Origin of the sequence: Tsukamurella paurometabola (assembly GCF_900631615.1) — a bacterium.
GTDB classification, from domain to species: domain Bacteria; phylum Actinomycetota; class Actinomycetes; order Mycobacteriales; family Mycobacteriaceae; genus Tsukamurella; species Tsukamurella paurometabola_A.
The window spans coordinates 1,176,061-1,189,004 of sequence record NZ_LR131273.1 but is presented as its reverse complement, the minus strand read 5'-3'; the positions used below and the strand labels follow the sequence as shown (position 1 = coordinate 1,189,004).

Here is a 12,944-nt window from a genome sequence, read left to right as displayed (position 1 = left end):
TTCGGTGAGCGGGCCGGGCGCGGACCCGGCGGCCATCTCGGTCCTGGTGGTGGACGACCACCCGATGTGGCGCGAGGCCGTGGCCCGCGACCTCGAGGCGCGCGGCTTCCGCGTGGCGGGCACGGCGGATTCGGTGGCCGCCGCGGGACGGATCGCCAAAGCCGTGCAGCCCGTGGTCGTGCTGATGGACATGTCGCTGCCCGACGGCGACGGGGCCGCCGGCACCGCACTGGTGCTCGAGGCAGCGCCGCGCGCGCAGGTACTGATCCTCTCCGCGTCCGACGAGCGCGACGACGTGGTCGAGGCGGTCAAGGCGGGCGCCTGCGGCTACCTGGTCAAGAGCGCCTCCGCGGAGGAACTTGTGGACGCCGTACAGGCCACCGCCGCCGGGCAGCCCGTGTTCACGCCGGGCCTCGCCGGGCTGGTGCTGGGCGAGTTCCGGCGGATGGCATCGGCGCCCGAGCCGGCCGGCCCCGCGCTCACCGCGCGCGAGACCGAGGTGCTGCGGCTGGTCGCGAAGGGCCTGTCCGCCAAGCAGATCGCCAGCAGACTGCACCTGAGCCACCGCACCGTCGAGAACCACGTGCAGGCCACGTTGCGGAAGCTGCAGCTCGGCAACCGGGTGGAGTTGGCCCGCTACGCGCTGGAGAACGGGCTGGATTAGGCGGCATGGCCGGGGCGGCAAGGACGTTGTAGCGCGTGGATGTCTCGCAGTTGGTTCAGTTGGTGGCGCCTCCGGAGGCGCCGGCACCGGTCGATTGGGTGGATGTCGAGGGGCGACTCGGGACGCGCTTGCCGGTGGACTACAAGCTTCTGATCGAGACGTACGGCCAAGGCCGATTCTTCGGTGATCTCGCGATCGTGGGCCCTGATCGCATGGCGGAACTCAGGAGCGATGCGATAGCGGACACCGTGCGGAATCACGCCGCGGATGGGCCCTACCGGTGCCTGGCGAGAACCTCCCCCGGGGTGGATGTCGATGCGGCCATCGGTGTAGTCGCTGACCGCTACCTGTTGTGGGGTGGCGGGATCGACGGAGGGTCCGGGTTCTGGAGGGTGAGTGCTGACGAGGACCCGGATCGGTGGCCGGTCGTCTATTGCGAATCGGCGTTCATCGACTACGACCCCGCCGGCCTGCTGCACTACCTCGTCGCGTTGTTCTCCGGTGATCTCGAGTCGAGCGTCTTCCCGATCGGAGGTAGCAGGTACGAGGGGCCGGCGTTCGACACGCGATGAGAACCGCCGGGGCGGCGAGCCTGGCCCGCTACGCGCTGGAGAACGGGCTGGACTGAGCGGGCGCGATCAGGCACGTGGCCGGGAGATCGAACCACCGCAGGGATTCGAAGTCGGCGGAGACGGCGCCGCCTGCGCCGCCGTCGGGATCACCGGGACCCTGTCGCCGTGCGAACACCGCTTCGGCCTGTCGCAGATAGTCGCCGAGCGCGGATTCCGGCGCGGTGTCCGCGTGTCGCGGGTAACGGAGCTCGCCGTTCTCGTCGTAGCTGAGGTCGGAGAGCCGCACGAGCGGTTCGACGACGCCGTCGCGGTGGTGCCACAGCCCCGACTCGGGCTCGAAGACGTAGTCGTCGAGCAGTTTCCATCCCTCGCGCGCGATCAGTCGGACGGCGTCGACGATGTACTCGAAGACCGCCTCGGAGATGAAGTAGTTGAAGTTGATGCGGACCCAGCCTGGCTTGATCCCCTCGCAGCCCTTCGCGATCTCGCGCTCGAACTCCCGCGAGTGGTCCAGGTCGATCCCCAGCAGCCGATGCCCGTACGGCCCGGCGCACGAGCATCCGCCGCGGGACTGGATGCCGAAGAGGTCGTTGAGGAGGGCCACGACGAAGTTGTGGTGCAGGAACCGCCCGGTGGGCGACCGGACGACGAAGGACACGATCGAGAGCCGCTCCGCATCGAGGTTGCCCAGGATCTCGATCTCGGCGACATCGGACCAGGCGGCGATCGCGCGCCGGAACAAGTGCTCCTCCCGCGCCCGGATGAGCGCCGTGCCGACGTTGGCCTTGAGGTCGAAGACCAGGCCCGCCCGGATGGACTCGACGATCGCGGGGGTGCCGGCCTCCTCGCGCTGGATCGGATCGTCGAGGTAGCGATGGTCCGCCGGGTTGACGTAGGCGACGGTGCCGCCGCCGGGGACGGCGGGCACCCGGTTGGTGAGTAGTGCTCGTCGGACCGCAAGGACGCCGGGCGTTCCCGGGCCGCCGATGAACTTGTGCGGACTGAGGAAGACCGCATCGAGGTACTCGCCGCTCTCCGCGGCGCCGGCGGGATCGCCGAGGTACATGTCGATGTCGATGTAGGGGCCCGCGGCGGCGAAGTCCCAGAACGACAATGCGCCGTGCTCGTGCAGGATCCGGCTGATCCGACGCGTGTCGGTGAGGATCCCGGTGACGTTGCTGGCGGCCGAGAACGAACCGATCTTCAGCGGTCGCGCGGCGTACTTCACCAGCTCGGAGGTGAGCCGGCCGACGTCGACGTGCCCGTCCGGATCCTGGTCGATCACGACCACGTCGGCGATGGACTCGCGCCACGGCAGCTCGTTCGAGTGGTGCTCGTAGGGGCCGATGAAGACGACGGGGCGTTCGTCCGGGGGGATCGCGTCGGACAACCCGTAGGCCGAATCCAGCTCGGACGGAAGGCGGATCCCGAGGATCCCCACCATCCGGTCGATCGCCCCGGTGCACCCCGAACCGGCGAAGATCACGGCGACGTCCTCGTCGCCGCCGACGGCCTCGAGGATCTTCGCGCGCGCGTCCTCGCGCAGCCGGGTCGTCTGCAGTCCGGTCCCGCTCGATTCGGTGTGGGTGTTCGCGTACCGCGGGAGCACCTCGTAGCGGATGAAGTCCTCGAGGAAGGTCAGCGCGCGCCCGGAGGCGGTGTAGTCGGCGTACGTGACGCGCCGCGGGCCGTAGGGCCCCGGAACCACCTGGTCGTCTCCGATGATCGATTCGCGAATGCGTTGCAGGATGGGGGTGTCCGCGAACTCGTCGCCCGGTGCTGTGGTCGTCATGGCCGTTCGTCTCCGTCTCCGAAATATCCCCCTGGGGGGATGAATGATCGGAACGTAACACTCCACCGCGCGATGTGCAATGCCATCGGTCGCCTCGCGCGGCCGCGCCCCCGTCGGCGCGCCGTCGGGCGAGGTGCGCGATCGGTGTCCGGGTGGTGCCGGACCCCGGATTCGCGCTGGGGGTGGAGGGTTCGGGTGGAGGGCGACGCACCGGATGTGTCGATCGTGTGAAGAATCGCCCGGGGGGTGCGCGTGGCGCCGGACGTCGGTAGCCTCGATGTCATAACCCCCAGGGGGGATAAGGAGAGGAGTGGTCGTGCCCGCAGTCCGATTCTGGTTCGATCCGGTGTGCCCCTACTCGTGGCCGACCGCCGAGTGGCTGCACGAGGCCGTGGGCGGCCCGGAGGCGCTGGAATGGGAACTGATGAGCCTCGCGATCCTCAACGAGGGGCGCGAACTCCCCGCGCGCGCAACGGCTCGGATGCGCGATTCACGATCCGCGGGAAGGCTTTTCGCGAGCCTGGCACGCGAGGTCGACGGCACGCGCCTGTGGGAGGCCCTGCGTGCCTTCAACGACCTCTACCACCGCGACGGGGCCGTACTCGACGAGCCGTCGATGCGGACGATGCTGCGCATGCTCGGACTCCCGCCCGGTCACGCCGCGAGCGTCGCGGACCGATCCCTCGATCCCGCCGTGAGCGACGCCCACGCCCGGAGCCAGGAGGCGGCGGGCGGGAGCGGCGGAAGCCCTCTGATCGCCCTCGGCGACACGGTGTTCCACGGGCCGATCCTGCGCACGGTGCCCGATGCCGCTGCCGGGCGCGCCCTGTTCGATGCGCTCGGCACCGTCGCGTCCGTCGACGCCTTCACATCGGTGCAGCGCCTGCGGCATCCCACGTGACCCAACCCCACACAGAAAGGTCCTGCACATGACTACCCAGCGCATCGTCGTCGCCGGCGCCGGCATCGGCGGCCTGAGCGTGATCAAGGAGCTGCGCGAGTCCGGAGTTCCCCTCGAGGACGTCGAGATCACCCTCGTCGACGAGGACTTCGAGCACTACATCGGATTCACCCTGCCGTGGGTGATGCGTGGATGGCGCACCGTCGAGAGCGTGCCGATCCGTCCCTCCGAGCAGAGCCTCTCCGGAGTGCGGACCCGGCGCGCCGAGATCGCCGGCGTCGACACCGCCGCACGCGTGGTGGTCCTCGAGACCGGGGAACGCCTGCCGTACGACGCCCTGGTCCTGGCCCTGGGCGCCCGGAACGCGACGCACCGGGTCCCGGGGCTGCAGGAAGCCGTCGACGCGGGCCTGGCGGTGCACTACTACTCGGCCGCGGAGGCGGCGCGCGCCCACCGCGCGCTCAGCGCGTTCGCGGGCGGACGACTCGTGTTCCTCGTGGCGGCGACGCCCTTCCGCTGCCCCGTCGCCCCGTACGAGGGCGCGTTCCTGGCCGCCGACCTCCTCACCGAGACCGGGGTGCGCGACAGGACGAGCATCGCCGTGTACACCCCGGAGCCGCAGCCGATGCCCTCCGCCGGGCCCGATGCCGGCCTCGAACTGGCGAGCCGGGTGCGCGACGCCGGGATCGACCTGCACACGCTGCACCAGGTGGAGCGGGTGGATCACATCGCGCGGACCGTGCACTTCGCCGACGGCGAGGCCGTGCCCTTCGACCTCCTGGTGTTCGTGCCGCCGCACGAGCCCGCGCTGGCCCTGAACGGGACCGGCTGGACGCCCGTGGACCGGGAATCGATGGCCACCGAGTACGACGGGGTGTGGGCGATCGGCGACGTCTCCGCCGTCACCTCGCCGACGGGTCGCCCGCTGCCGAAGGCCGCGATCTTCGCGAAGAACGGGGCGGCGGCGGTCGCCCGCACCGTGCTGCACCACCTGGGCCGCACGGACTCCCCGGCGTCCCTGTCCGGGGTCGGCTACTGCTACATCGACACGGGTGATCACCGTGCGGCGCGCGGCGAGGGCGACTTCTTCGCGCAGCCCCACCCCGAGGTGACCCTGCTGCCGGCGACGGCGGAACGACACGAGGAGAAGGTCCGCGAAGAACGCGAATGGCGCGCGTACTGGGAATGACCCGACGGTTCAGCGGCTCTCGGAAGATCCGTCGCCGCCGGCACCGTCGGGCTGCGGCGTGAGGGCGTGCGGCGGGTGGCCGGTGAGGTACTCGGGGCTGAGCAGGGACGCGAGGGTCGCCTCGTCGAGGAGGGCGCGTTCGCGCACGATCTCGACGACGCCCCGCCCGGACTCGAGCGCCTCGGCGGCCACGGAGGTGGCCGCGGCGTAACCGATGGTCGGGCTCAGTGCGGTCACGACGCCGATGGACTCGGCGACCATCCGCTCCAGGCGATCGGAGTTCGCGGTGATCCCGGCGACGCAGCGCTCGCCGAGCACCCGGGCGCCGCGCGTGAGGTGCGCGATCGACTCGACCAGTGAGCGCCCGATGATCGGTTCGAAGGCGTTGAGCTGCAACTGGCCTCCCTCCGCGGCCAGGGTGATGGTGACGTCGTGGCCGATCACCTCGTAAGCGATCTGGTTCACAACCTCGGGGATGACGGGGTTGACCTTGCCCGGCATGATCGACGACCCGGCCTGCACGGCGGGCAGGTGGATCTCCGCGAGGCCGGCGCGCGGGCCCGACGACAGCAGCCGCAGATCGTTGCAGGTCTTCGACAGCTTCACGGCGATCCGCTTGAGGACTCCGGACAGCTGGACGAAGACGCCGACGTCGGCGGTGGCCTCGATGAGGTCGGTCGCGCCGACCAGCTCGTGGATGCCCGTGACCTCGCGCAGCCGCTCGATGACCTGACGGCGGTATCCGGGGTGGGCGTTGAGGGCGGTGCCGATCGCGGTGCCGCCGATGTTGAGCTCGTGCAGCAGTCGGGTGGCCTCCTGCAGCCGCACGATGTCCTCGCCGAGCGTGGTGGCGAAGGCGCCGAACTCCTGTCCGAGCGTCATCGGCACCGCGTCCTGCAACTGCGTGCGCCCCATCTTGAGGATCCGCGCGAACTCGTCGGACTTCGCGGCGAACGTGCCGCGGAGCTCCGTGAGGGCATCCGCCAGCTCGGCGAGCTGGGTGATCAGGGCGATCTTGATCGCGGTGGGGTAGACGTCGTTGGTGCTCTGCCCGAGGTTCACGTGATCGAGCGGGTGCAGCGAGGCGTAGTCGCCCTTCGGCCGGCCCAGGTGCTCAAGGGCGGCGTTCGCGATCACCTCGTTCGCGTTCATGTTCGTCGAGGTACCCGCGCCGCCCGCGATGGTGTCGACGACGAACCACTCGTGCAGCCCTCCACCCCGGATCCGTTCGCACGCGGCGACGATCGCGGCGGACCGCTCGTCGTCGAGCAGGCCCAGCTGCCGATTCGCCGATGCCGCGGCCTGTTTCACGGCGGCCAGCGCGTTCACCAGGTGGGTGTGGATCGCGATCGGGACGCCGGTGATGGGGAAGTTGAGCAGCGCCCGAGCGGTGTGGGCGCCGTAGTAGGCGTCGGCGGGGACGTCGATGTCGCCGAGCAGGTCGTGCTCGCTGCGCGTCTGAGAAGAGGTCATCCCACGATCGTCGCGCACCGTCGGCGATCGCCGGGCGGTTCGGCGGAATCAGCCCGCGCGCCCGGTCCGCTCGTCCGTCGCGAAGGGCACGCCCGACGTGGCGAAGACGTCCAGCACCTCGGCGTAGAGCGCCGGACCGAGCGCGGTGCGGACGTCATCGGCGTGGGTGAGCCGGAAGCCGAAGGGCTCGTCCTCCGGGGTGCCGAAGCCGCCGCGCAGGCAGTCGACGAGGGCGTCGAGGTTGCTGCCGAAGTAGCCGCCGGGGCCGTTCACGGCGCGCCCGAGCTCGGCGTAGAAGTCGGCTGCGCCGGTCACCCGGCCGCCGTCCACGGTGTAGGTCTTCACGGCTCAGGCTCCCGTCACGATGCAGAAGGAGGCGTAGTGGTCGCCGGTGTAGTACCAATCGGGCGGCGAGGTGAGCGGCGTTCCACCGGTGACGATCCGGCGCGCGCCGCGGGTCGACGAGCCCGGCGTGGGCACCGTGTACTCGTGGTAGTAGCCCGAGGCCTTCGCGGGCAGGATGCCCTCGCGGTTCTGGAACACCACCCCGTCGTTGCGCGGGTACGGGAACGGCCCGCCCTGGTGGATGAGGTCGACGGTGTCCGTGGCCTCCGCAGGGAGGGAGGAGAGGGCGCAGGTGGGCAGGGCGGCGGTGGCGGGCGAGACGGTCGCGACGGTGACGCCGAGCGCCACGACGACCGATCCCGCGAGGCGGGGTGCGATGCGCATGGCAAAAAGTTAGCCGAACTAGATGATCGCCGGGTGGCGATCCGGTGAACGTCCCGGCGTTCACCGGGGGAATCGGCGCGGCGTGGGGGACGACGCGGAGCGGTGCTACTGCTCGCGCGGCTGATAGGAGCCCAGGCCCAGGGCGACGACCGTGAGCTGGCGGGTGGTGCGGTCGATGAGTTCCGCCTCGTCGCGGGTATTGCGGGCGTCGATGCGCACCAACTCGGCGACGAAGCCCAGCATGATCGTGACGTAGAGGTCGGCGATCATGTCCAGGTCCTCCACGCTCCAGTCGCTGAGCGCGGGGATCCGCGACAGGTCGTGGGTGAGTTCCTTGGCGAACAGCCGCAGTTCGACGTCGATCGCGCGCTGCAGCTCCGGGGAGCCGCCGTAGCGCTCGCGCACGAGGAACTGGAACTCGGCGTCGTTGGCGCGTGCCTGCTTGGCGACGATGCGGATCGCCTCCGCCCCGCTGGGCGCGACGCCTTCGCGCCGCCCCTCCCGCAGCATGCGACGGAGCACGCGCATCGCGTCCTCGACGAGGGTGACGCCGAGGTCGTCCATCGACGCGAAGTGGCGGTAGAAGGCCGTGGGCACCACGCCGGCCGCCTTGGCGACCTCGCGCAGCGACAGGCTCGCGAACGAGCGTTCACCGGCCAGGGCCAGCGCCTCGTCCAGCAGGGTCTGCCGCGTGCGCTCCTTGGCCTCCGCCCGCGACGGTCCCGGGGTGTGCCGTTCGACGGCGCGCGGGGTCGGTCTGGGCATGGGTTCGAGTCTATCGCCCCTGCGTCGGGGCGGTGTCGCGGAGGTTGTGGCCGAGGTCACGGAACAACTCCTTGACGGGGAGCGGACGGCTGCGTGCATACTGTGAGTGTACAAGCGTGCACTGAACGGAGAAACACAGCCATGAGCCGCTTCACTCGATTCGCCGGATCCGTCGTCGAGGCCGTGCTGACGCCCCACGCGGTGGACCGCTACCTCGAACTCGTCGACCCGATGGTCACGTGGACCGAGATCCGTGGCCGCGTGACCGCCGTGAGCCGCCGCACCGACCGCACCGTGACCTTCACCGTGACCCCGACCCGCCAGTTCGAGGGCTTCGAGGCCGGTCAGTTCATCCAGGTCAGCACCGTGATCGACGGTGTGCGTCAGACGCGCTGCTTCTCGCCCGCCGGTTCGCAGCACGCGCCGGGCGAGCTCGAGTTCACCGTCACCGCGGACGCCGACGGCCTCGTCAGCACGCACCTCCGTGAGAACCTCGCGGTGGGCGACGTCCTGGGCCTCACCCCGGCCGCCGGCACCTTCACGCTGCCCGGGACGCCGGGGAACCGGCCCGAACGGATCCGCCTCATCAGCGGCGGCAGTGGTGTGACACCCGTACTCTCGATCGTGCGCACGCTCGTGGACGAGCAGCACGAGGGTGCGATCGACGTCCTGCACTTCTGCCGCGACGCCGCCGACAACCCGTACCGCCGCGAACTCGAGCACCTCGCCCGCCGGCCGAACGTCTCGGTGACCTACGTCTACACCCGCGCCGGCGGCCGTCACCTCGGCCCCGAGCACCTCGAGGACTTCGGCGACATCGGCTTCGCGTGCGGCCCCGCCCCGCTGCTCGAGACCGCGAAACAGCTGTACTCCGACGCCGGTGTCGAGCTCCGCGTCGAGGAGTTCACCCCGCCGGTGGCGGCCGCACCGTCGGGCGAGGCGACCGGCACCCTGCGCTTCACCAAGGCAGGCACCGAGGTCGACAACGACGGCCGCAGCATCCTCGACCAGGCCGAGTCCTCCGGCCTTTTCCCCGAGAGCGGCTGCCGCATGGGCATCTGCTTCTCCTGCACCGCCGTCCGCACGTCGGGCTGCACCACGAACATCCTCACGGGCGAGACGAACGACGAGCCCGACCAGCACATCCAGCTCTGCATCAGCGCGCCCGTCGGCGACGTCGAGATCGCGCTGTAGCCCACCACCTTCGAAGGGGAGAACCATGACGGAACAGATCACTCTCACCGCCGAGCAGGTCGAGATCATCGGCGAGCGCTTCGACGCCATCCGCACCCGCATCATCAACGACCTGGGCGCCAAGGACCGCGAGTACATCTACAAGATCGTGCGCGCGCAGCGCGGCTTCGAGATCGCCGGCCGCGCCATGATGTACCTGCCGCCGCTGTGGCCGCTGGCCGTCGGCTCCCTCGGTGTGTCGAAGATCCTCGACAACATGGAGATCGGCCACAACGTGATGCACGGCCAGTACGACTGGATGCGTGAGCCCGGCCTGAACTCCCGCGAATTCGAATGGGACACCGTGTGCCCCGCCGACCAGTGGAAGCACAGCCACAACTACCTGCACCACACCTTCACCAACGTCCTCGACATGGACCGCGACATCGGCTACGGCATCCTGCGCATGGCGCCGGAGCAGAAGTGGCACCCGTACTACCTGGGCAACCTCGCCTACGCGAGCGCGCTCATGGTGCTGTTCCAGTGGGGCGTCATGCTCCACGACCTGGAGGCCGAGCGGATCGTCAAGGGCGAGCGCAAGTGGGGCGACATCAAGGAGCTCGTCGCCGGCATGCGCCGCAAGGCGGGCAAGCAGGTGCTCAAGGACTACGTCATCTTCCCGGCGCTCACCGGCCCGCTGTTCCCGCTGACCTTCCTCGGCAACATGTCGGCCAACCTGATCCGCAACCTGTGGACCTTCTCGATCATCTTCTGCGGCCACTTCCCGTCGGGCGTGCAGACCTTCACCAAGGAGGAGACGGCCGAGGAGACCCGCGGCGAGTGGTACGTCCGGCAGATGCTGGGCTCCGCGAACATCGACGGCGGCCGGCTGTTCCACATCATGAGCGGCAACCTGAGCTTCCAGATCGAGCACCACCTGTTCCCCGACATCCCGGCCAACCGCTACCCGGAGATCGCCGCCGAGGTCCGCGCGACGTGCGAGGAGTTCGGCCTGCCCTACAACACGGGTTCGCTGCGCGGGCAGCTCGGTTCGACCTGGAAGAAGATCGCCAAGCTCTCGCTCCCGAACCGCTGGACCAAGCAGGAGCCCGAGCTCGCGGTCACCATCGAACGCGCCCGGCACGAGGACGCCGCCCGCGGCGCGCTCGCCAAGGCGGGCTGGCAGCGCGCCGTCGAGCGTGAGATGGTGTCGGTCTAGGACCTCGGCGGAAGGGCGCGGACGTGGGCAAGCTGGAGCGGCGCAAGGACGCGGCGCAGGAGGCCGTCGAGTCGACGGCCATCCGCGTCGGCCGGATCGCGACGATCATCACCACCGCCGTGGCCGACGTCGCGCGGGAGATCGGCGACGCCGTGAGCGACGCCCTCGAGATGCGGCAGGCGGCCAAGGCCGCCGCCGCGGACGAGGCCCGCACCGAACAACCGCCCGACGAGGGGAACCCGCCCGGCGAGCGGGCCTGATCCCGTGCTGACGCCACTGTGACGCGAACGGTGGCAGCGCGGCGCCGGCCGTGAGAAGGTTGCAATCCAACAATCTTCCCGGGAGGTGTGGTCGTGAGCGCGATCGAGCAGGGCAAGGCCGTAGTCAAGAAGATCAGCGAGATCGTCGGCGGGCTGACGCAGGCCCGCGGCGCGGCCGGGCGGGCCGCCGAGGAGAAGGCCGAGATCACCTCCGACGTCGGCGACGTCGAGACCGCCGGCAAGGAGGTGAAGGAGGGGCTCGCCAACCTCACGTCGGCGGGCTCGAAGCTCGACGCCGACGTGAAGGCCACCGCCGCGAACGTCGCCGCCGACGTCGCCGCCGTCAAGGGCGCGAAGGCACCCAAGCCGGCCGCCCCGACCGGCAGCACGCCGGCTGCCACGACCGCTCAGGCCCCGAAGAGCGCCGCGAAGACCGAGGCGACCAAGGCGGCCCCCAAGACCGAGGCGCCTGAGGCCGCTCCGAAGGCCGAAGCGCCCAAGGCCGCCGCGCCGAAGCCCGCACCGTCGGCACCGAAGGCCGATCCGAAACCCCGGTCCTGACCTCTCTGTCGACGAGGACCCGGCCGCACCGGCCGGCTCAGGCGCCCTCGTCGACCTCGACCCCGTAGCCGCGGACGAGCGCGGCGACGCCGTCGGTCCACCCCTGCGCGATCGCGCGCAGCCGCAGGACCCGGCCGTCCGCGGTGTCGCGGTGGTACGCCTCGCACAGCACGGCCGCGCGCAGGCCGGGCTCGGGCGCCGTCGGGACCGCCCACGCGCCGCCCTCGCACTCGACGGTGACGGCCGGCACCGTCGGGCGGGTGGGTTCGGGTGCGTCGGATGCGACCGCGACCACGATCCGGGCGCCGGGCGGCAGCAGGCGCGGCACGAGGACGAGGCCCGCGTCGTCTCCCGGCGTGAGCGCGGCGATGCCGCCCGGATCGCGGGGATTGTTGTAGAACACCAGGTGCTGCTCGCTCAGGACACGCGCGTCACCGTCCACGACCAGCGCGAACAGGTCGCTCTCAGCACGCGAGCGGGGCGGCGTCACCAGGAGGCGCTGCTCGGCGGCGGCCGGCAGGTCGACGGTCTCGCCGCGGCGCAGCTCGACGGCGGGGGTCCCGCCGACGATCGCGGGCGCCGCGGGGACAGAGCTGGGAGGCAGGACGGTGGTCGCATCGTCGTCGCCGGGACCGGCCTGCCGCACGGTGGTCGCCGCGTAGTGCGGATCCACCTCGTCCTCATCCGACGGGGCCGCGGCACGGGCATCGGGAGCGGCGGCCGCGATCGCCGCCAGCGCCGCCGCGAACTCGCCGCTCGTCGCGTACCGCTCGGTGGGGTCCTTGGCGAGGGCGCGCTCGAAGACCGCGTCCAGCTCCGGCGGCAGGCCGGGGCCGCGCAGGTGCAGCGCCGGGACCGGCTGGTACAGGTGCGCGCCCATCACAGCGGCGATCGTGGTGCCCGCGAAGGGCGGTGCGCCCGTGAGCAACTCGAAAGCGGCGGTCGCCAGGGAGTACAGGTCGGTCCGGTTGTCGAGCTCGACGCCGTTGATCGCCTCGGGGGAGAGGTATCCGAGCGTCCCGACGGTCGTTCCCGTGACCGTCAGTGAGCTGGCCTCCGTGGAGGCCTTGGCGATGCCGAAGTCGACGAGTTTCACCGCGCTCACCCGCCCGTTTCGCAGGCGGACCAGCACGTTCGCGGGTTTGACGTCGCGGTGGGTGATCGCGAAGTCCTCGTACGCGTAATCCAGGGCAGCGGCCACGCCGCTGACGATCTCGGCGACCAGCGCCAGCGGCAGCGGGCCGCGCTCGCGCAGCAACTGCTTGGCGTCGGTGCCCTGCAGGTACTCCATCGTCAGCCACAGGCGGCCGTCGTCGAGCCGCCCGCGGTCGTAGAGGTGCACGATGTTCGGGTGCGAGAGCGGCGCCAGCAGGTCCGCCTCGTGGATGAACCGCGCCTGGAACTCCTCGCTGGAGGAGACGGCACCGTCGAGCAGCTTGAGCGCGTCGCTGCGCGGCAGCCGCGGATGGGCCACCAGGAAGACCTGCCCCATGCCGCCGGCGCCCAGCCGATCGATCACCCGGTACCCGGCGATCTCCAGGTCCTGGTCGTTCCCCGCCATGATCAGCGAGCCTACTGCGCGGCGCCGCGGACCGGAATACGCGACGAGCCCCGATCCCGGGAGGGGATCGGGGCTCGTCGGTCGT

Annotated in this window: 14 protein-coding genes; 8 read left to right on the top strand and 6 right to left on the bottom strand. The window is 70.8% G+C overall.

Annotated elements, in window-relative coordinates; translation table 11 throughout:
• Positions 1–64 precede the first annotated feature (64 nt).
• Both ELY19_RS06075 and ELY19_RS06070 read left to right on the top strand, forming a co-directional pair.
• The gene (locus tag ELY19_RS06075; RefSeq protein WP_232015620.1) at positions 65–664 is read left to right on the top strand and encodes a LuxR C-terminal-related transcriptional regulator; all 600 of its coding nucleotides are present in this window, start codon (positions 65–67) and stop codon (positions 662–664) included.
• Positions 665–699: 35 nt separating this feature from the next.
• Positions 700–1,236: an SMI1/KNR4 family protein gene (locus tag ELY19_RS06070; protein WP_126195413.1), complete on the top strand. Its 537-nt coding sequence runs from the start codon at positions 700–702 to the stop codon at positions 1,234–1,236.
• Between the two features lie 28 nt (positions 1,237–1,264).
• On the opposite strand, the gene ELY19_RS06065 is transcribed toward ELY19_RS06070, so the two are convergent.
• Entirely contained in the window at positions 1,265–3,028 is a 1,764-nt protein-coding gene (locus tag ELY19_RS06065) for an aminotransferase class V-fold PLP-dependent enzyme (protein WP_126195412.1), read from the bottom strand.
• A 316-nt stretch (positions 3,029–3,344) separates the two neighbouring features.
• On the opposite strand from ELY19_RS06065, the gene ELY19_RS06060 reads away from it, so the two are divergent.
• Positions 3,345–3,929 (top strand): DsbA family protein, encoded by a 585-nt coding sequence (locus tag ELY19_RS06060; protein WP_126195411.1) that lies wholly within the window; start codon positions 3,345–3,347, stop codon positions 3,927–3,929.
• A 28-nt stretch (positions 3,930–3,957) separates the two neighbouring features.
• On the top strand, positions 3,958–5,118 hold the full coding sequence (locus ELY19_RS06055) for an NAD(P)/FAD-dependent oxidoreductase (protein ID WP_126195410.1): 1,161 nt from the start codon (positions 3,958–3,960) through the stop codon (positions 5,116–5,118).
• A 9-nt stretch (positions 5,119–5,127) separates the two neighbouring features.
• On the opposite strand, the gene ELY19_RS06050 is transcribed toward ELY19_RS06055, so the two are convergent.
• The 4 genes from ELY19_RS06050 to ELY19_RS06035 all read right to left on the bottom strand — a co-directional run bounded on the left by ELY19_RS06050 (position 5,128) and on the right by ELY19_RS06035 (position 8,085).
• Positions 5,128–6,591: an aspartate ammonia-lyase gene (locus ELY19_RS06050; RefSeq protein WP_126195409.1), complete on the bottom strand. Its 1,464-nt coding sequence runs from the start codon at positions 6,589–6,591 to the stop codon at positions 5,128–5,130.
• A gap of 48 nt (positions 6,592–6,639) precedes the next feature.
• Complete coding sequence (locus tag ELY19_RS06045; protein WP_126195408.1) at positions 6,640–6,936, bottom strand: barstar family protein; 297 nt, start codon at positions 6,934–6,936, stop codon at positions 6,640–6,642.
• A 3-nt stretch (positions 6,937–6,939) separates the two neighbouring features.
• Positions 6,940–7,320, bottom strand: coding sequence for a guanyl-specific ribonuclease (locus ELY19_RS06040; protein WP_126195407.1), 381 nt, complete (start codon positions 7,318–7,320; stop codon positions 6,940–6,942).
• A gap of 105 nt (positions 7,321–7,425) precedes the next feature.
• Positions 7,426–8,085, bottom strand: a complete 660-nt coding sequence (locus tag ELY19_RS06035) for a TetR family transcriptional regulator (protein ID WP_126195406.1) — start codon at positions 8,083–8,085, stop codon at positions 7,426–7,428.
• 141 nt (positions 8,086–8,226) lie between these two features.
• Here ELY19_RS06035 and ELY19_RS06030 point away from each other — a divergent pair, with 141 nt between their 5' ends.
• From ELY19_RS06030 to ELY19_RS06015, 4 genes are all read left to right on the top strand, one after another.
• Complete coding sequence (locus tag ELY19_RS06030; protein ID WP_126195405.1) at positions 8,227–9,279, top strand: flavin reductase family protein; 1,053 nt, start codon at positions 8,227–8,229, stop codon at positions 9,277–9,279.
• A 25-nt stretch (positions 9,280–9,304) separates the two neighbouring features.
• Complete coding sequence (locus ELY19_RS06025; protein ID WP_126195404.1) at positions 9,305–10,477, top strand: fatty acid desaturase family protein; 1,173 nt, start codon at positions 9,305–9,307, stop codon at positions 10,475–10,477.
• Positions 10,478–10,500: 23 nt separating this feature from the next.
• Positions 10,501–10,737, top strand: a complete 237-nt coding sequence (locus ELY19_RS06020; protein ID WP_126195403.1) for a hypothetical protein — start codon at positions 10,501–10,503, stop codon at positions 10,735–10,737.
• Between the two features lie 93 nt (positions 10,738–10,830).
• Positions 10,831–11,298, top strand: coding sequence for a hypothetical protein (locus ELY19_RS06015; RefSeq protein WP_126195402.1), 468 nt, complete (start codon positions 10,831–10,833; stop codon positions 11,296–11,298).
• 37 nt (positions 11,299–11,335) lie between these two features.
• On the opposite strand, the gene ELY19_RS06010 is transcribed toward ELY19_RS06015, so the two are convergent.
• Complete coding sequence (locus ELY19_RS06010) at positions 11,336–12,859, bottom strand: protein kinase domain-containing protein (protein ID WP_126195401.1); 1,524 nt, start codon at positions 12,857–12,859, stop codon at positions 11,336–11,338.
• Positions 12,860–12,944 lie beyond the last annotated feature (85 nt).

Excerpts from the sequence above, each read along its gene's own strand:
- ELY19_RS06010 (WP_126195401.1), bottom strand. The coding sequence starts at position 12,859 with ATGGCGGGGAACGACCAGGACCTGGAGATCGCCGGGTACCGGGTGATC.
- ELY19_RS06055 (WP_126195410.1), top strand. The coding sequence starts at position 3,958 with ATGACTACCCAGCGCATCGTCGTCGCCGGCGCCGGCATCGGCGGCCTG.
- ELY19_RS06035 (WP_126195406.1), bottom strand. The coding sequence starts at position 8,085 with ATGCCCAGACCGACCCCGCGCGCCGTCGAACGGCACACCCCGGGACCG.
- ELY19_RS06075 (WP_232015620.1), top strand. The coding sequence starts at position 65 with ATGTGGCGCGAGGCCGTGGCCCGCGACCTCGAGGCGCGCGGCTTCCGC.
- ELY19_RS06025 (WP_126195404.1), top strand. The coding sequence starts at position 9,305 with ATGACGGAACAGATCACTCTCACCGCCGAGCAGGTCGAGATCATCGGC.
- ELY19_RS06040 (WP_126195407.1), bottom strand. The coding sequence starts at position 7,320 with ATGCGCATCGCACCCCGCCTCGCGGGATCGGTCGTCGTGGCGCTCGGC.
- ELY19_RS06030 (WP_126195405.1), top strand. The coding sequence starts at position 8,227 with ATGAGCCGCTTCACTCGATTCGCCGGATCCGTCGTCGAGGCCGTGCTG.
- ELY19_RS06050 (WP_126195409.1), bottom strand. The coding sequence starts at position 6,591 with ATGACCTCTTCTCAGACGCGCAGCGAGCACGACCTGCTCGGCGACATC.
- ELY19_RS06065 (WP_126195412.1), bottom strand. The coding sequence starts at position 3,028 with ATGACGACCACAGCACCGGGCGACGAGTTCGCGGACACCCCCATCCTG.